Below are 18102 nucleotides of genomic sequence, written 5' to 3' on the forward strand. Positions count from 1 at the left end.
CATACTGTGCTCATACCAGTTTAAGACATCTATACATCGAGATCAGAGAAAAAGCAGGCGCTGCATCAGCACCTGCTCCTGCTTTACTTATTGTCCATCTCCTAACTCCTCGGTCGAAAAGTCAAACCCGGGCTTTTGCGGCGAATTTTTATCTGCCTGTCGGAGCTGAACAGTCGGTTCCGCTTTTCTTATCAGTTTGCTACAATGTTTACCAGCTTTCCTGGCACTGCAATGATTTTACGGACAGTCTTCCCGTCTACCTGTTCTTTAACTGTGGCATCAGACAGGGCAATTTCCTGCATTTCTTCGCGTGTTGCATCTTTTGGAACATTTAATTTTGCTTTTAATTTACCGTTGACCTGAACGACAATTTCAACTTCGTCTTCAACTAATTTGCCTTCGTCATATGCAGGCCATGTTTCATAAGAAATCGTACCTTCATGTCCAAGCTTTTCCCATAATTCCTCAGCAAGATGCGGAGCAACCGGAGACAATAATTTCACAAACCCTTCCATGTAGGCTTTTGGAAGCACAGTTGCTTTGTATGCATCATTGATGAAAACCATCAATTGAGAAATGGCTGTGTTGAAGCGCAAGCCTTCGTAGTCTTCTGTTGCTTTTTTAACCGTTTGATGATAAACACGCTCTAAGCTGTCAGACATTTCATCTGTAATTTTTGGACTTAATGCCCCGTTATCTTCAACGAATAGACGCCATACTCGATCCAAGAAACGGCGAGCTCCGTCTAATCCTTTTTCAGACCATGCAATTGAGGCTTCAAGGGGTCCCATAAACATTTCGTATAAGCGTAAAGTATCTGCTCCGTGACTTGCTACAATGTCATCCGGATTTACAACGTTCCCTTTAGATTTACTCATTTTTTCGTTGTTTTCACCAAGAATCATTCCTTGATTAAACAATTTTTGGAATGGCTCTTTTGTCGGCACAATGCCAAGGTCGTATAAAACCTTATGCCAGAATCTTGCGTACAGCAAGTGAAGAACAGCATGCTCGGCCCCGCCGATATACGTATCAACAGGAAGCCACTCTTTTATTTTTTCAGGATCAGCAAGGTGCTCTGAATTCTTTGGATCAATATAACGCAAGTAGTACCAGCAGCTTCCGGCCCATTGCGGCATTGTATTTGTTTCGCGTCTTCCTTTTTTGCCTGTTTCAGGATCTGTCACATTCACCCATTCTTCAATGACGGCAAGCGGTGATTCACCTGTGCCGGATGGGCGGATTTCTGTTGTTTTCGGCAATGTTAATGGAAGCTGATCTTCAGGCACCGCAGACATAGTGCCGTCTTCCCAATGAATAATCGGAATCGGCTCTCCCCAGTAGCGCTGACGGGAGAATAACCAGTCACGAAGACGGTACGTAATTTTCTTTTCACCCTTTTGATTTGTTTCAAGCCAGTTAATCATGTTTTCTATTCCGTCTTGTTTATTCAAGCCATTCAGGAAATCAGAGTTTACATGAAGTCCCTCGCCAGTGTAAGCTTCTTTCTCGACATCTCCGCCTTCTACTACTTCTTTAATAGGAAGGTCGAATGTTTTTGCAAACTCAAAATCTCTCTCATCATGAGCAGGTACTGCCATAATGGCTCCTGTTCCATAGCTGACTAAAACATAATCCGCAATCCAGATTGGCATTCTCTCGCCATTTACAGGATTTATCGCATAGGCTCCTGTGAATACACCCGTTTTTTCTTTAGCTAAATCTGTTCTTTCAAGATCACTTTTGCTTTTTATTTTATCGATATAAGCTGCAACCGCTTCTTTTTGATCTGCAGTTGTAATTTCTTTAACAAGCGCATGCTCAGGTGCAAGCACTGCATAAGTAGCTCCAAACAGCGTATCAGGACGAGTAGTGAAGACAGTAAACGTTTGATTATCACCGTCAATGCCAAAATGAACGTGAGCACCTTCTGAGCGGCCAATCCAATTGCGCTGCATTTCTTTAATGCTCTCAGGCCAATCCACTTCTTCTAAGTCTTCAATTAATCTGTCAGCATAAGCTGTAATTTTAAGCATCCATTGTTTCATTGGACGGCGCTCAACAGGGTGTCCCCCGCGTTCACTCTTGCCATCAATAATTTCTTCGTTTGCCAAAACTGTTCCAAGTGCAGGACACCAGTTTACAGCCACTTCATCTACGTATGCCAAACCTTTTTTATATAATTGAAGGAAGATCCATTGCGTCCATTTGTAATACTCAGGGTCTGTTGTATTGATTTCACGGTCCCAGTCATATGAAAAACCAAGGCTCTGAATTTGACGGCGGAATGTATCAATATTCTTTGCTGTAAATTCAGCAGGATCATTACCTGTATCGAGTGCGTACTGCTCAGCTGGAAGTCCGAATGCATCCCAGCCCATCGGATGAAGAACATTGAAACCCTGCATCCGTTTAACACGGGACAAAATATCAGTTGCCGTGAAGCCTTCAGGGTGGCCAACGTGCAAACCGGCACCTGATGGATATGGAAACATATCAAGAGCGTAAAATTTCGGTTTACCTTCGACCTCTGTTGTTTTAAATGTTTTATTTTCAAGCCAGTAATTCTGCCATTTTTTCTCAACTTTATCGTGCTTAAAACTCATATAAATCCTCCTCAAATTGGTGCGTTGCTCTTCGCTTTTAGTATTCAGTCTGAACGGCTGTCCCCAAGATTAAACCGCACAATAGAAAAAACCTCTCATCCCAATAAGGGACGAGAGGTTTAATTTCCCGCGGTACCACCCAATTTAGCGCCAACAATCAGGCACTCACTTAAGCATCCGTAACGTGGATCACGACAGACATTACTGTGCAGGCAGTTCTGCAGTTGACGTCTGTAACTCAAAGGTGAGTTCACAGGCAATGGATGATTGACTCGCACCTTCCGTCAATTCTCTGAGCATCTAAAGTCTGTTACTATTCCTTATCACCGTTCATATCGTATACCTTTATATATTGTATTTTATAGAAATTGCTTCCGTGATGCAAGTTGTTAAATGAAGAAAAAGCGGAAATCGGATGATGGGCGGCAGATATGTTCATTTTCTGCGAAATGAGAAGTGTTAGATTTTGAGAGATTAAGAAGTGAGTTTGCTGTCATCAGGAGATTATTTTGCTTGACGCTCATTGTCTTTTTCTGGCTGCACTGTGTTGTCCTGCTGCTGTCTGACAAAGTCAAAACTCCTTAATACCGCTTCCCCGCTGTAACCAGCGATAATAGAAAGCACGACAAGCTGAAATGAGGATGAGGGTTCTGTCGATAAAACAAGCAGGATAGAAGCTGTTATCCCCATTGCGATATCTTCCCAGAATCCTAAGTAGATAAACCGTTTTGTCATTCTTGGTTTTTCGATCCTTCCTTTCTTTTTGACATGTCCAAGTAAACCCATTAACCCCCCAATCAACGACGCTACAACTACTGTCTGCAGCATAAGATCACCTTCCTAAAGCCGTAATAATTTCGGCACGCGACTTCAGGTACAAGATATTTAAGCTTCTTCTTTTGCTTGTACAGGTTTATGAAAAAATAGAAGCTTGTTTTACTTCCATTATATGTGAATATGGGTTAAACAAGCTTGATTAAATAGAAGGAATTTTCAGGAAACTATTTATCGTACTTTTTCACTAGACCGAACGTTTTTTCGGTTTTTCTCCTATGTGATAAGTACCATTCATTACGGCACCGTGCAGCCGCCTGAATTTTCAATCTGCAGATGTGTAAAATCTATAAGTTTCTGACCATCCAAAATCAGAGCATAATCAGCATTTTCAGACACTCGCCGCATTTTTTCAGCAATGAAATATTTATCAGCTTCTTTTAGTAATCTCTGATATTGTTTGGGCAAAATTTTATTGAAGATGATAAAAAAAGAATGATGGCATAACCGGGACAATTGGCACTCGCCCCCGAAATAAAAAAAGCGAGAATTCATTCCCGCTTCACCTTTGGTTATGTTAGGAAGTCAGAATGGCTTCTCCCAGTTTTTGATTCTTTAATTTTTTGTCATAGATTGATGTTGTAAACATTGCAAGAACCAGCAAGACAAATAATACTATGAAAAGCATGTTTATTCCGTACAGATCTACCAGCACACCGCCAAGCAGCGGACCAATCATTCTTCCTCCTGTGGCTGTACTGTTGACGAAACCCTGATAAAAACCTTCCCTTCCTTTAGGCGCAAGGTCATTTGCTATTGTTGGAACTGCTGGCCAGACAAGCATTTCCCCAACGGTCAAAATAATCATCGCAGCCATAAAGCCGCTGAACTCATCCGCAAACGAAACTGCTGCAAAGGAAACGATAAAAATGACAAATCCAATCATCATCTGTTTTTTTATAGATTTGGCAAAATACTTAACAAAGGTATTCACTATAGGCTGGGCAAAAACAATTAATGCCCCGTTGATAGTCCATATTAAGCTGTATTGGGTGAGGGAAATGCCAAGCTCCTGGGTATGTGCAGCAATAGTTGATTGCCACTGTACGTAGGCCACCCAGCAAAGAGCATATCCTGAGCATAGAATGATAAGAGCGGTAAATTTATCATTGTTTTTTACTTTAGATGACTGCTGCAAAATCGATGTTTGTGCAGATGGTCGTACAGCTATATTTCGATATCCGAAACATGCAAGCAAGAAAAAAACAGCATATAAGGCTGCATTTGCAATGAAGATATATTGAAATGAATACCCCGCAATTAATCCTCCAAGCGCTGCTCCGACAGCGACCCCTGCATTTTGAGAGACATAAATGGCATTAAAAGCCTTCCTTCCCCCCTCAGGCCAAACCGTTCCCGCGAGCGCATACATTGATGGAAACACGATTCCGGATCCAAAACCGACCAGCGTCAAAAAAAAGATATATGATGGCCAGCCATGAAAAAACACTAGACCTAAAATAGCTGCAAATGTAAGGATAATTCCGCTTAAGATCGAACGGTATCCGCCATAGCGGTCAAATAAAACACCGCCAATCAAATTTCCTGCCACACTCGCAGCAGAGTTAAACATGAGAACCACACCGGCAACGGTTAACGATTTGCCGAGATGATCATGAATGTAAATCGTATTTAAAGGCCATAGAAACGATGATCCTGTAACATTGATCAGCATGCCAATAATCAATAGCCATAAAGAACGCGGCATGAGAAAACCTCCTTCAAAAAACTCACAAAAAAGCACGAAGGCATCGCTGTGCCTTCGCGTCTTTTTCTAATCCACCTGAAATTGTAGTCCTTTTTTAGGGAGATTGCAATAAGGAAATTTTAAACACGACAAACAGCTGTTCTGAAGTTTCTCATTTAGCTGGAATCGATAATTCACTATTTAAAATGAATCTTTTACAGCGGAATTTCAGCTTTAGTCAACTGTTTTGGACTATTTATCCGATACTTTGTTTAATTAACCGCTTTATCTCTGCGATTAGCCATTTATCTCCGAATACTCTGGTACTTCTAACTCCTCTGCTCCATCTGCTTTTTCAGCAAAAGCCCTCATCTCGCTTTTCCACTTTTCGCTGATGTAAATATTGGAGTCCTCCATAAAATCTCTTGCCGGCGCTTCAGCTACGCCTGCTATTTTAAACGTCCAGCTTTTTGTTTCCGATTTATCTTCGACTTGTTCTGTCATCGAAAAAACAATCTCTTTTCCAATGAGTTCACCTTTATATCCCTCTGGTGATTCTTGTTTCGACTCTGGATTCTCATTTCTTTTATCCAGCTGCTTTTTCTCAGCTTCAGTTAAAAGTGACTTTCCAAAATGATAGCCTACAATGATTTCATTATCGCTTTTAGGAGCATTTCCAGACACTAGTTTCGTATTTCCCTTCAGCTCCTGTTCCATATTCGTAAGAACGGGACCCGCAAAGGCAGACGTCCTGTCCGACAGTTTGACTTCTGTTTGGGCAGTCTGGGATACTCCTGATCTTCTAACGACTGCTGCCACATGTTCGGTATTTTCAAGCTCCTTAATCTGCTCTTTTGTTGCTTGTTCAAATTGACCGTCTGTTTCTTTTCCGCTGATTTGAATTTCATTTAGCTTCTGTGCACTTAATAACTCCTCCTGCATGCTTTTTTGCATGCCGAATCCAACAGACGCGAGGACAATTAAAAAAGCGCATCCTATCGTTGTAGCAAGTACGGTCATGAATACCCGCATCCGATTTTTTTTCATATTGCGTCTCACCAGATTGAGCTGATCTTTAAATTTCAACAGGAACGCCCCTTTCCTTTAACACGCCATCTTGAAGGACAAACTTGCGGTCACTGTATTCTGCGACCTCTTCATCATGAGTAATAATGAAGAAGGTGATTCCTTTTTCAGCATTCAATTCTTTTATCAAATCAAGAATCTCTTTCTCTGTTTCAGAATCTAAGCTGCCTGTAGGCTCATCAGCAAGGATAATTTCCGGATTAGTAATCAGGGCTCGTCCAATACCGACACGCTGCTGCTGCCCTCCGGAAAGCTCATTAGGATAATGGGCAGAGTGATTTTCCAATCCGATTCGGTACAGCATTTCCGTAACGAGTGTTTTCCGTTCTGATGATGGAATCCCTTTCAGAGTTAAAGGGAGTTCAATATTTTCAAATGTAGTCAGGCTTGGTATCAGCTGAAAGCTTTGAAAGATAAACCCGAATGTATTCAAACGAAATTCCGCCCACTCTTTTTCATTAAATTCAGTAACCTCCGTCCCGCCGACAATGATCTTTCCTGCTGTAGGAGGGATATAGCCTGAAATTAAGTTCAGCAAAGTCGATTTTCCGGAACCGCTTCTGCCGACAATCGATGCAATTTCCCCTTTTTTCACTTCAAGCGATACATCTTTTAGAACAGGAATTTCTTTTTCACTGCCTTTTTTCCCAACCTTAAAGGAATGATGCAAATGTTGTACCTTAATCATCTTCGTTCCCTCTCCTATGCCTGCTTTGATTTTTTATAGATTAAATAATAGCCGAGTAAAATACTTATAGCAGCACCGATTAAAGCTCCAATTATATAACCTGAGAAATTTCCGCTGGAGATGCCATAACCGCTTAAACTGAAACCAAGAACACCCAGCAGAATGACAATCATTTGAACTGGTAAGTTCAGCTCTTTCCATAAAAAGAAATTGCCGTTTCGCTCATTTGGATGCTTAATGAATGAAAAATGGCCGATAAGGTAGAAAAGAATGGCCATACAGCCAGGAATCAAGAAATAGTATCTGTATTCGGAAGGGATATCCCGAAATATTATTCCTCCGAAAAATTGAATAGCCGGAGTAAGTAAATACCCTGCTTCATACCACTTTTCCATTTCCACATAGGAATCATTGCTGAATGCCTGAATATTCCCTGTTATGACAAATGTAAACAGCAGAGGCAGGACTGAAGCACTGATTGCTGTGAGTCCCTGTGCAAAAGGCGTTCCGGTTAGGGCTCCCGCAGACAAAGTTAGCGTATAAAACATTACAAGGGATGAAAAATAGAGAAAGTAATAACTGAACAGCGGCTGAGATACAGCAATATCGTGCCATTCAATATAGCTGCCTGTTAAAATCAGCGATATGAGCGTGGATAATACGATCATTCCAAAAGCTAAAACCCATTTCACGAAAAATATTTTAGATCTCATATATGGAAGGGACAGAGTAAAATCCATTATTCCTTTTGCCCGTTCCGTTCCTATTTGGTTAATAGCAATAAAAAAGACAAACAATGAGCTGATGAAAAGAAGCGGATCTGCTCCAAATTGAAAAACAAACGGCTCTGGCGTGTAATCTGGGTATTTTTTTACTAATTCCATATGACCTGAATACTGGGACCATACGGAAAATGGCACTGCAAACGAATTAAATATTACTAACAAGAGAAACAGCGATCGTACTTGCTTAAACTCTTTTTCAAAAAGACCTCCTCCTACCATCTTCGCTTCCCTCCAAACTTAGCGATAAATACTTCTTCTAAATTAACCGGGAGCTGATTCCACACTTTCGGTCTTAACGATTTCAGCCAATCCTGGTTCTCTTTGTCATCACATTTTAAGAGAAGTGTATAGAATACACCTGCGAAATCCAAAATGGAGATATTTCGTTCTCTGATTTTAAGAAGAACATCTTCTTCGAATACAGCCTGAACTTTCATGTAATCTTCTTTTACAGAATCCATATCCATCACATTTTCAAGTGATTCTCCCTCTAAAAAACCGATCCGGCTGCAGATTCGTTCAATATCTTCTAAGCGATGTGATGTGATGAGAATCGCTGTTTCTCTTTCTGCGACCTCGTCGATCATAAGCTGAAGCAGGTCATGACGGGTAACAGCATCAATGCCATCAGTAGGCTCATCAAGCAGAATCACTGCAGGACGTGTGGCAAATGCAAGAATCAGGGACAGCTGTTTTTTCAAACCAGTTGATAATTCACGGTATTTTTTTGTTTCCGGTATTCCGTATCTGTTAATCAATTCATTTGAGTAAGTCACATCAAAATCTGGATAGAGCGGCTTTAAAATACGTACTAGTTCTCTGTAAGTGTATTTGTCATAAAAAGGATTCTGAACAGACACATAAATCACTTTCCGTTTAACAAGAGGATTTTCTTTAATGGTGACGCCATCAAACAAAACCTCTCCTTCATCAGGCAAAATAATCTGCTGAATTAACCGTAAAATCGTGGTTTTTCCCGAACCGTTCCGGCCAAGTAATCCAAAGATTTCTCCTTTTCCAAGCTTCAGGGAGATGGAATCAAGTACTTTTTCTCCATCAAGCGTTTTCGAAAGATTCTTCAGCTCAATCATTTCTTCCACCTCTCATTTCCCTGCTGATTTCCTCAATCCATTTATGGATAATTTCAATGTCTACCCCTGCATATACAGCATCTACGATGAGGGGTTTCAACTGTTCTTTAATCATCTCCATCTTCCCCTGATCCAATGTTATTTGGGCATTCTCCGATACAAACGTTCCTCTGCCCCTCAATGTTTCAATAATGCCTTCCCGTTCTAATTCTTTATAAGCTTTGCTGACTGTATTTGGATTTGCAATAATCATTGTTGAGAGCTCTCTGACAGACGGCAGCTTCTCTCCGGGCTTTACTATTCCCTTTAAACAAAGCTCTTTCATTTGCTGTATGATTTGCTCATAAATCGCGGTTGAACTGCGCGGATCAATTTGAATCATCGGTCTCCCTTCTTTCTTTAACCGAGATATGTACCGTCTCTGTCGTATTAAGTGTAATAGTTAATATAGTACACTTAATACAATATGTTTTTTTACATACATTGTCAATTGGTTTTTATAAAATAAAACTGCCTCCATAACGGAAGCAGTTTTCAAACTTATTCGGAACGCTGTTTCGATTTTACAGGCTGACCCTGCTGCTCATACTTTTTCTTTGATTGCTTAACAGGCTCAAAGTCTTTCCCAAATTCTACATCCTGGTTATTAGAGCCGTTTCTTGTCTTTTGTTCAGGGTTATTCTGTTTTGAACGTTTTTTCATCTGAAAGGCCTCCTAATGATCCAGTAAAATCATTTCATTTTGAAGCTGCTGAAGCTGAAGACGCATTCTGTAAAGCTGTTCTTTTTGCTGATCATTGGCGCTTAATGTTAAGGAATTGCACTCATTTACTGCATCTTCAAGCATTTGCTGAGCTTTTGAATACTCTGTGTCATTGTAATGCTCCTGCTTAGATCCTTCAGCGAATTGATTTCTGGCATAGTCATACGAATTTGTGCATCGGTCGAGACATTCAGTTACAGATTGTCTTGTTGCCATTTTGCAAACCCCCTATAAGTAAATGAAGCATTTCACTTCATTACGTATAGTTTGCACAACATTAGAATTCAAATTACGGGAAAACAATTGGAAAAAGACTTTTCAGGTGTTTGTCATCAAGGCAAACACCATGATAAAATGCTCTGATGGCTATTTACCAATTAAGGAGGTTTTTCTAGTTTGAAGCAGATTAACCCTTTTCCATATGCATCAGATGAAAAAAGGTATCATACATGGAATTATCATTTAAGAAATCACTTTGGACATAAAGTGTTTAAGGTAGCATTAGACGGAGGATTTGACTGCCCCAATCGTGACGGTACAGCTGCATATGGCGGCTGCACATTTTGCAGTGCTGCCGGTTCAGGAGATTTTGCGGGAAACCGCGCAGAGGATCTTGTTACTCAATTCAATCAAATAAAAGAAAAGATGCACGAAAAGTGGAAAAACGGCAAGTACATGGCCTATTTTCAAGCGTATACAAATACTCATGCACCCGTTGAGGTCCTTCGTGAGAAATTTGAGTCTGTACTGGAATTGGATGGAGTTGTCGGACTATCTATTGCCACAAGGCCAGACTGCCTGCCCGATGATGTTGTTGAGTATTTGGCCGAATTAAACGAAAGAACGTACCTGTGGGTGGAACTTGGGCTTCAGACTTTGCATGAACGGACATCATTGCTTATAAACCGTGCTCACGACTATGAGTGCTATAAAAAAGGCGTGGAGAAGCTGCGAAAACATAACATTCGAATTTGCTCCCATATTATTAACGGACTTCCGCTTGAATCAAATGAAATGATGATGGAAACAGCCCAAGCTGTGTCAAAGCTCGATGTTCAGGGCATAAAAATCCATCTTCTCCATTTACTGAAAGGGACTCCAATGGTAAAGCAGTATGAGAAAGGCAAGCTGGAATTTTTAACAAAAGAAGACTATGTAAGCTTAGTATGCGACCAGCTTGAAATTCTGCCTCCGGATATGATCGTCCACCGGATTACAGGAGATGGACCGATTGATCTAATGATTGGCCCAATGTGGAGTGTGAATAAATGGGATGTTCTCAACTCGATAGATGCAGAACTTAAGAACCGCGGAAGTTTTCAGGGAAAATATTTTAAGAAAGAACAGGTAATCGCAGAATGAAACTAGAACGGGTGCTTCCTTATGCAAAATCCATCTTGGCAAGGACTGTTGCTCAAGGGGACATTGCAATAGACGCAACAATTGGAAACGGACATGACACGGTCTTTCTTGCAGAGCTTGTCGGTGAGAACGGACATGTTTATGGCTTTGATATTCAGGATGATGCAATCAACGCTACATCATCAAGACTGTCTGATCACTCTTTTACAGAACGTGTGACACTATTTAAAGAAAGCCATGAACATGCAGCTGACTGCTTGCCGAAGGGTATCTCCGGACGGGTAGCTTCAGCTGTCTTTAATCTGGGCTATTTGCCCGGCGGCGATAAAGAAATTATCACAAAGCCAGAATCGACTATTCAGGCAATTGAACAGCTCTTTTCCTTGATGAAGCAGGGAGGAGTCATTATTCTTGTTATTTATCACGGACATCCTGGCGGAAAAATTGAACGTGATGCTATTATGGAATATGCCTGTCAGCTGGATCAAAAAAAGGCGCACGTTCTGAAGTATCAATTTCTTAATCAGAAGAACAGCGCTCCATTTATTATTGCAATTGAAAAAATGCAGGCATAGAAAAAGACCGGGTTATGATCCCGGTCTTTTAAGAGCTTCTTGAAGCAGCAAGCTTCTGAATAGCACGGTATGCCCGTCCATTCCAGTAAAAGAACGAGGACGTTCTTCCTCCAAGTTTGATTAATTGTCTGGCAAGCTTTCCGAGATCTTTTCTTGAGGTTACTTTCTCGTCGGATAAATAAACGCCAAGCAGTCCTCTATGAATGAGTTTATGGAAGTTTTCATGAGGGATTCCGCTGAGGTTGGATTCAGCCTGGAGGACGAAATGCTCAAGCCTCTTCATCATTTCTTTCTCTGTCTCATAGTAATTGCAGAAATTCAAATCTCCTCCTATTCGATCTTCCTCTTGATCAATTAAATAGTCGAGCAGAATATGCAGGCCTTGAACGTATGGAAAATAGCTTTCACGGATCCGGAAGGCTTCCCTTTCGTTGAAGTCCTCTCTGAATGCATATGAGACCAGACAAAAAATGCCTAAAGTCGATCCCGCACACGCAGAGAATTCATACCACTGCATATCCGGCAATCCTTGTTTGTTTTTTTCAAACCATGTTTCAAGTCTCGGAATGCGCTCATCTATTGTTACATGCTTATGTACTTGTAAATCACAGTAATAACACGACAATTCGAGTAAATGTTCTGCAATTAGAGGGTAGTTGCCGAGTCTGCTTAATATATTCTGGCATGTAGAAACGAGAGCATGCAAGTATCCGCCGTCATTTTGATCTGTCCGGTAAGAATAGTAATTTTTAAGCGGTGCTCCTGCAGTCAGAGCATCAATCATCGATTGGTGCAGCATCGCGAAATCCAATGGATCAAGTGATGTACTTCGATCACATAAATTATCAAGATAATCACTTATGGTCTGATAAGCGACAATAAATTCAATGCATTCATGCTTGTTTGTTTCTGACAAAAGCGCAAAAATCCCTCCGCCCTCACAGTGGAAGGATTTACCATTTATACTTGACAGCGCCTGATTTCTAAGCTCTGCGTTTGGAATCTGATTTGCTTTTTCTCTCCATTTATCCAGATGGACATGCACAGCCGGAAAAATATCTTTATAAATTTTCGCCATTAATCGCAGCGGATGCTGCGGAATTGCCGTCAATAAGATCACCTCTTTATCAGCTCTCTAAATGCGCATCGACAAAAGTTTGAGCGTACTTGAATACTTGATCCCGCTCAGGCTCATTAAAGATTTCATGATAGAAGCCTTTCCACTCTTTAAAAGCTTTTTCTGACAGAGCAGCGCGGTTGAACCAAGTTTTAACAGCAGAGCTGTCGACAACTTTATCATCACCGCCCTGCATGACAAGCAGCGGCAAATCAGGAAATTTCTTCACGTTTATATGCGCCTGCTCAATTGCTTTAATTAATTCACGATACCATCTTATCGACACTTTTGTCACATAAAGTGTATCATTCTCATCAGCATCTCTCACTTCTTTGTTTCTTGTAGCTATGCTGACAGATAAGCCGGAATCCACTCTCAAGGCAGGTGCAATGATGTTTAAAGGCTTAGAAATCAGCTCCATTGCTTTGCTTGGCTTATACACGAGCCCAAGACATGGAGAAGATAAAATAACACCGTTAATATGCTGGTGCTTTTCCTGCATTGCCCGAATAACAATCAGGCCGCCCATGCTGTGGCCTAAGAGAAAAAGCGGCAGACCAAGCTTACGGGCTTCGTCCACCCATACATTAAATTCGATAATATACTCATCAAATGATAAGATATGCCCGCGCCTTCTTGTTGATGTACCCTGGCCCGGCAGATCCCCCATAATGACATGGTACCCGGAGCACTTCCACATTTCAACGAGCCAGCGGTAACGTCCGTGATGCTCTGCTGCACCATGGACAATCACAATAACACCCTTAGGATTAGGATCTTCACATTCCCATTTCCACATGATCTTGTTCACACCTTTCTTTCAAGAAAATAAGTTTTAGTTTGCTATAATAACGATGCATACATCTTACATATATAAAGGAGATTGAAATTTATGATATACCCTTATAAAGAAAGCTTTCCGCAAATTTCAAATTCGGCATTCATCGCAAACTCCGCTGTGGTTACCGGTGACGTCATAATAGGTGATGAATCAAGCATTTGGTTTAATACAGTAATAAGAGGCGATGTTTCTCCGACAATTATTGGCAGCAGGGTTAATATACAAGATCAGTGCTGCCTCCATCAAAGCCCTGATGCGCCACTAATTATTGAAGATGAGGTGACTGTCGGCCATCAGGTTATTTTACATAGTTCGATCATTAGAAAGCAATCATTGATCGGGATGGGTTCCATTATACTCGATGGGGCCGAAATAGGCGAAGGTGCTTTCATTGGAGCCGGCAGCTTAGTCCCTCAGGGAAAAAAGATTCCCCCAAATACACTTGCATTCGGCAGGCCTGCAAAAGTAGTCCGCGAATTAAATGAGGAAGATCGAAAAGACATGGAGCGCATTCGCCGCGAGTATGTTGAAAAAGGTCAATATTATAAAAAGATCCAGGAAAACCAAGAATAAAATATTCTCTCTCTTCATATAAGTTAACACCGGGAAAAGGGTGTTTTCATCTTTCTGACTTTCCGTGAAATTGCTTTCGTCTGCGGTTTCACGGGTTTTTTTTACCTTTCTTTGGCTGCAGATTCCCCCCATGATTTCCCGCTTATATTTTGTAAATTATTTACTTGTAAATTTTACATTTCCTTATTATTTGCTAAATATTTGTGTTTTACAATGTGGTTAAACAGTGTTGAAAAGGAGCATCCGATTGATGACCAAAATAATGGAAAATATGTACGATTTCGAATGCAGATTGTTCCGCAGTGTAAACCGTCATTTCGACCGGAAATTTATGAATTGCTTTTTCAGAAGCATTACACATGCAGGCGGAGCCACCTTCACGATTTCAATTTGCCTGCTGCTTATCCTAATAACAGGCGGCGAAACACGCTTGGCGGCAATCGCAAGTGCCGCAGCCTTACTCATCAGCCATCTGCCGGTAGCATTTGTCAAAAAACGCTATCCGAGAAAACGCCCTTATCTTGCTTTATTGGAAACAAAAGTTACCGCTAATCCGTTAGAAGATCATTCTTTTCCATCAGGACACACGACAGCCATTTTTTCAGTCATTATTCCATTTATTTTTATCCTTCCACAGGCAGCCATCCTGCTTCTTCCGCTTGGAATCAGCATCGGGGTGTCTAGAATGTATCTCGGCCTGCACTATCCCTCTGATGTACTGGCGGGTTGTTTACTCGGCACTACCGCAGGTATGACTTGTTTTCTTCTTATAAATAAATATTTCGGAGCTTCTCTAATTCTCTAATTTCGTTTCTGAACTTGAAATAAACTCAGGCTGCTGTAACTGATTTATGGAGGGATAAGATGAAAATTGCGATATTCACAGACACATTTGCACCAGATGTAAATGGTGTTGCGAGAACGTTAAAACGTCTTACCGATTATTTAGAAAGCAAAGGCCATGATTATAAAGTATTTGCTCCCGAAAGCACAAAAGAATCTCTTTTTTCCAGTCATATTCACAGGTTTGCAAGCTCATCTTTTTATTTGTATCCGGAGTGCAGACTTGCCTGGCCGAACATGCTGCAGGTAAAGTCAGAGCTCATCAGATTTAAACCTGATATTATTCATGTGGCCACTCCTTTTAACATTGGTCTATGCGGACTGCATTATGCCAAAAAATTAAATATCCCCATAGTCGGTTCTTATCATACAGACTTTGATCAATATTTAGAGTTTTATGATCTGCAATTATTCTCAAAGCTCTTGTGGAAATATATGCTTTGGTTCCACAGGCCTTTACAGAAAATCTTTGTCCCATCTGAAGAAACAAAACAGCAGGTTCTAAATCAGGGATTTGAAAATGTTCATATCTGGTCAAGAGGTGTAGATTGCCAATTGTTCCATCCCAACTATTTGCGTAAAGAAATCATCCAGGAATATCAAATAAAAGAAAAATTCATTTTATCTTATGTCGGCAGACTCGCCCCGGAAAAAGATGTTCAGACATTAATGAAGATCTCTCATCAGCTACCTGAACACTTAAGGAGCAAAGTGCACTTTTTGATTGTGGGAGACGGGCCATCTAAAGAAGAAATGATGAAAGAATCACCGGATAACATGACGTTTGCAGGCTATGCAAGCGGTGAAAAGCTCGCAAAAATATATTCAGGTTCAGATCTATTCATATTTCCTTCACCGACTGAAACCTTTGGAAACGTTGTTCTTGAATCACTTGCTGCCGGAACTCCTGTTATAGGGGCAAATTCCGGCGGAGTTAAAAATATTATTCAGCAGGGAAAAACCGGCTATTTATGTGAAACAGGGTCTGCCGCCGAGTTTATAAGTGCCATTGACACCCTTTTGCAAAATGACGCCTTGAGGTATCAGATGGGAATGAGTGCCCGTGCTTATGCCCTCAGTCAAACTTGGGACAGCATTTTTGAAGGTTTACTGAGTGCCTACAGCGAGGTACTGGATCAGCGTGAATTCATACGTTATGCATAAGATGAACCGCCCCATTCACGCAAGGCAGCACAATCAGACTAAAACAATTTTGCAAATAAAAAAAGCTTGCAAAGACGTCTCCGCAAGCTGCCTCTTCAATGCGCAAGAGGCTTTTTTATTTTGCGGTCAATTGTGCAGCATCATCAAAATGGTAGACATTTTCGATGAACACCTGGTGCCAAATCATAAACGTTAAAACAGTCCATATCTTCCTGCTGTGATCTGCCTCTCCCATATAATGCTGATCTAATAATTGTGCGGCATACGATTTATTAATGAGATCTCCCGTCCCGCTCTCCCATATGATCACTTTTGCCCAATCATACATCTCATTTTTCAGCCAATTCCGTATCGGAACAGGAAAACCCAGTTTTTTTCGATTGAGAACGTGCGGCGGAACAATGTCCCGGACAGCCTGGCGAAGCAGATATTTCGTTTCGCCATGTTTGATTTTTAACTCATGCGGAATGGTTGAAGCAATTTTAAAAACTTCTTTATCCAGGAAAGGCACCCTTAGTTCCAATGAATGCGCCATTGTCATTTTGTCTGCTTTCACAAGAATATCCCCTTTGAGCCAGGTCATCACATCAATATATTGCATTTTCGAGATGCTGTCTAAATGACTGACATCGTCATAAAGGATCCCTGTTATATCTGTTGGATCAAAATGAACATCTGCAGAAAGCAATTCATGTTTTTCGGCAGATGAAAAGATGTTGGCATTTCCAATATACCGATCTTCTAAAAGGGTTGTCCCCCTCTCAATAAAGCTTTTTCCTTTCATTCCTTCAGGAAAAACCGCAGCCAGCTGTTTTAATCTTTGCTTAAAGCTGTGAGGAAGATGTCCAAAGACAGATAGATCTTGAGGTTCTTTATAAATATTATAGCCTGCAAAAAGCTCATCTGCTCCTTCCCCAGATAAAACGACTTTCACCTGCTTGCTTGCCTCACGTGCAATAAAATAAAGAGGAATAGAAGCCGGATCTGCCACTGGATCATCCATATGCCAAATGATTTTTGGAAGCTCCCTCATAAATTCCATATGATCAACGGTATAGGAAAAATTCTCAACGCCAAGCGCATCCGCTGTTTCTTTTGCTATATCGATTTCGCTGTAGCCTTCTTGCATAAAGCCGACAGAAAACGTTTTAAGTGAAGGGTGAAATTCCTTCGCAATGGATGCAATAATACTTGAATCCACTCCCCCCGACAGAAAAGATCCAACAGGCACATCGCTTCGCATATGGACTTTGACCGAATCAATTAAGGCATCCTGAATTTTTTCTTTGAGCCTGTTTTCGTCAGTTGGACGTACGGGCACAAGTTTCGGTTTCCAGTACCTTGTAAGCTCTAGTGCTTCTCCCGTTTTTTTTGTAAAGAAATAGCCTGGAGGCACTTTCTTAATATGCTTCTGCATCGTGCCTGGGTCCGGTACATATTGAAAAGAGAGATAGTGCTCTAAGGATTCTTCATTAATAAGAGGATTTGGAAGATAATCAGTTAAACTCTTAAGCTCCGAAGCAAAAAGATTCATTTCGCCGTTTTCTATGTAGTAAAGAGGCTTTATTCCAAAGTGATCTCTCGCACCGAATAAAAAGTGTTCCTGTCTGTCCCAAATAAGAAATGAAAACATTCCTCTTAAAAGTTGAAGCGTTTCCTGGCCATAAATGCAATAAAGCGCAACAATCACTTCTGTATCCGTATCCGTTTTCAACTTAAATCCATGGGAAAAAATGATTTCTCTGAGCTCAATATAGTTATAAATTTCACCGTTAAACACAATATAGTAGCGGTCATCAGATCCATAAGCCATAGGCTGGTGTCCGCTTTTAACATCAATAATGCTTAACCGCTGAAAGGCCAGAAGAACCTGCTCATCTTGATAAATTCCGCTGTCATCCGGACCTCTGTGTTCTATTTTTCTGCTTGCCTTCTCAATGAATGTATTAAATAAAAGATCTCTCGTTTGTTTACGATAATCAATAATTCCAACAAATCCGCACATCCTATTCGCCTCCAAAAGTGTCTTTCCACTTATAAAACGAAGACTAGTAAGAGATTGTTGCATTTTTTTACAAAATTAAACAA

Annotated in this window: 19 protein-coding genes and 1 other annotated feature; of the genes, 5 read left to right on the plus strand and 14 right to left on the minus strand. The window is 40.8% G+C overall.

The features are described from left to right. Positions 1-191: 191 nt before the first annotated feature. From leuS to QLQ22_RS19785, 11 genes are all read right to left on the minus strand, one after another. Positions 192-2606, minus strand: a complete 2415-nt coding sequence (gene leuS / locus QLQ22_RS19735; RefSeq protein WP_284015387.1) for a leucine--tRNA ligase — start codon at positions 2604-2606, stop codon at positions 192-194. 103 nt (positions 2607-2709) lie between these two features. Beyond that, positions 2710-2942, minus strand: a binding site (T-box leader). A gap of 168 nt (positions 2943-3110) precedes the next feature. After that, entirely contained in the window at positions 3111-3434 is a 324-nt protein-coding gene (locus QLQ22_RS19740) for a DUF4257 domain-containing protein (RefSeq protein ID WP_223437388.1), read from the minus strand. 243 nt (positions 3435-3677) lie between these two features. Then, positions 3678-3935 (minus strand): hypothetical protein, encoded by a 258-nt coding sequence (locus QLQ22_RS19745; RefSeq protein ID WP_284015388.1) that lies wholly within the window; start codon positions 3933-3935, stop codon positions 3678-3680. A gap of 22 nt (positions 3936-3957) precedes the next feature. Beyond that, positions 3958-5148: an MDR family MFS transporter gene (locus tag QLQ22_RS19750; protein ID WP_284015389.1), complete on the minus strand. Its 1191-nt coding sequence runs from the start codon at positions 5146-5148 to the stop codon at positions 3958-3960. 276 nt (positions 5149-5424) lie between these two features. Then, the gene (locus tag QLQ22_RS19755) at positions 5425-6213 is read right to left on the minus strand and encodes an ABC transporter permease (protein WP_284015390.1); all 789 of its coding nucleotides are present in this window, start codon (positions 6211-6213) and stop codon (positions 5425-5427) included. Then, positions 6203-6901 (minus strand): ABC transporter ATP-binding protein, encoded by a 699-nt coding sequence (locus tag QLQ22_RS19760; RefSeq protein ID WP_223437397.1) that lies wholly within the window; start codon positions 6899-6901, stop codon positions 6203-6205. Before QLQ22_RS19760 ends, QLQ22_RS19755 begins: the two co-directional genes overlap by 11 nt. A 14-nt stretch (positions 6902-6915) precedes the next feature. Next, positions 6916-7905, minus strand: coding sequence for a hypothetical protein (locus QLQ22_RS19765; protein WP_223437398.1), 990 nt, complete (start codon positions 7903-7905; stop codon positions 6916-6918). After that, positions 7899-8777: an ABC transporter ATP-binding protein gene (locus tag QLQ22_RS19770; RefSeq protein WP_223437400.1), complete on the minus strand. Its 879-nt coding sequence runs from the start codon at positions 8775-8777 to the stop codon at positions 7899-7901. The genes QLQ22_RS19765 and QLQ22_RS19770 overlap by 7 nt, the downstream gene beginning before the upstream one ends. Continuing rightward, positions 8770-9159 carry a GntR family transcriptional regulator gene (locus tag QLQ22_RS19775; protein WP_223437402.1) on the minus strand — a complete coding sequence of 130 codons (390 nt, stop codon included), beginning with the start codon at positions 9157-9159 and terminating at the stop codon, positions 8770-8772. Before QLQ22_RS19775 ends, QLQ22_RS19770 begins: the two co-directional genes overlap by 8 nt. 158 nt (positions 9160-9317) lie before the next feature. Continuing rightward, positions 9318-9479: a glycogen biosynthesis protein GlgD gene (locus tag QLQ22_RS19780; RefSeq protein ID WP_223437404.1), complete on the minus strand. Its 162-nt coding sequence runs from the start codon at positions 9477-9479 to the stop codon at positions 9318-9320. A gap of 12 nt (positions 9480-9491) precedes the next feature. Continuing rightward, positions 9492-9755: a YtzC family protein gene (locus QLQ22_RS19785; protein ID WP_223437406.1), complete on the minus strand. Its 264-nt coding sequence runs from the start codon at positions 9753-9755 to the stop codon at positions 9492-9494. A gap of 180 nt (positions 9756-9935) precedes the next feature. Between QLQ22_RS19785 and mnmL the strand changes: the two genes are divergently transcribed. Both mnmL and mnmM read left to right on the plus strand, forming a co-directional pair. Continuing rightward, entirely contained in the window at positions 9936-10901 is a 966-nt protein-coding gene (gene mnmL / locus QLQ22_RS19790; protein ID WP_284015391.1) for a tRNA modification radical SAM protein MnmL/YtqA, read from the plus strand. After that, on the plus strand, positions 10898-11476 hold the full coding sequence (mnmM, locus tag QLQ22_RS19795) for a tRNA 5-(aminomethyl)-2-thiouridylate-methyltransferase MnmM (protein ID WP_252207288.1): 579 nt from the start codon (positions 10898-10900) through the stop codon (positions 11474-11476). The genes mnmL and mnmM overlap by 4 nt, the downstream gene beginning before the upstream one ends. 28 nt (positions 11477-11504) lie before the next feature. Here mnmM and QLQ22_RS19800 read toward each other — a convergent pair whose 3' ends face one another. After that, on the minus strand, positions 11505-12554 hold the full coding sequence (locus tag QLQ22_RS19800) for a tetraprenyl-beta-curcumene synthase family protein (RefSeq protein ID WP_223443610.1): 1050 nt from the start codon (positions 12552-12554) through the stop codon (positions 11505-11507). 49 nt (positions 12555-12603) lie between these two features. Next, positions 12604-13392 carry an alpha/beta hydrolase gene (locus QLQ22_RS19805; protein ID WP_223437412.1) on the minus strand — a complete coding sequence of 263 codons (789 nt, stop codon included), beginning with the start codon at positions 13390-13392 and terminating at the stop codon, positions 12604-12606. Between the two features lie 93 nt (positions 13393-13485). Here QLQ22_RS19805 and QLQ22_RS19810 point away from each other — a divergent pair, with 93 nt between their 5' ends. The 3 genes from QLQ22_RS19810 to QLQ22_RS19820 all read left to right on the plus strand — a co-directional run bounded on the left by QLQ22_RS19810 (position 13486) and on the right by QLQ22_RS19820 (position 16014). Next, on the plus strand, positions 13486-14007 hold the full coding sequence (locus QLQ22_RS19810; RefSeq protein ID WP_223437414.1) for a gamma carbonic anhydrase: 522 nt from the start codon (positions 13486-13488) through the stop codon (positions 14005-14007). Positions 14008-14257: 250 nt separating this feature from the next. Next, the gene (locus QLQ22_RS19815) at positions 14258-14812 is read left to right on the plus strand and encodes a phosphatase PAP2 family protein (RefSeq protein ID WP_223437416.1); all 555 of its coding nucleotides are present in this window, start codon (positions 14258-14260) and stop codon (positions 14810-14812) included. A 59-nt stretch (positions 14813-14871) separates the two neighbouring features. After that, entirely contained in the window at positions 14872-16014 is a 1143-nt protein-coding gene (locus QLQ22_RS19820) for a glycosyltransferase family 4 protein (RefSeq protein WP_223437418.1), read from the plus strand. Positions 16015-16129: 115 nt separating this feature from the next. Here the strand turns inward: QLQ22_RS19820 and asnB are convergent, their stop codons facing one another. Then, positions 16130-18019 carry an asparagine synthase (glutamine-hydrolyzing) gene (asnB, locus tag QLQ22_RS19825; protein WP_284015392.1) on the minus strand — a complete coding sequence of 630 codons (1890 nt, stop codon included), beginning with the start codon at positions 18017-18019 and terminating at the stop codon, positions 16130-16132. Positions 18020-18102 lie beyond the last annotated feature (83 nt).

Source organism: Metabacillus hrfriensis (assembly GCF_030127205.1).
In the GTDB taxonomy this organism is placed as follows: Bacteria; Bacillota; Bacilli; order Bacillales; family Bacillaceae; genus Bacillus_P; species Bacillus_P dongyingensis.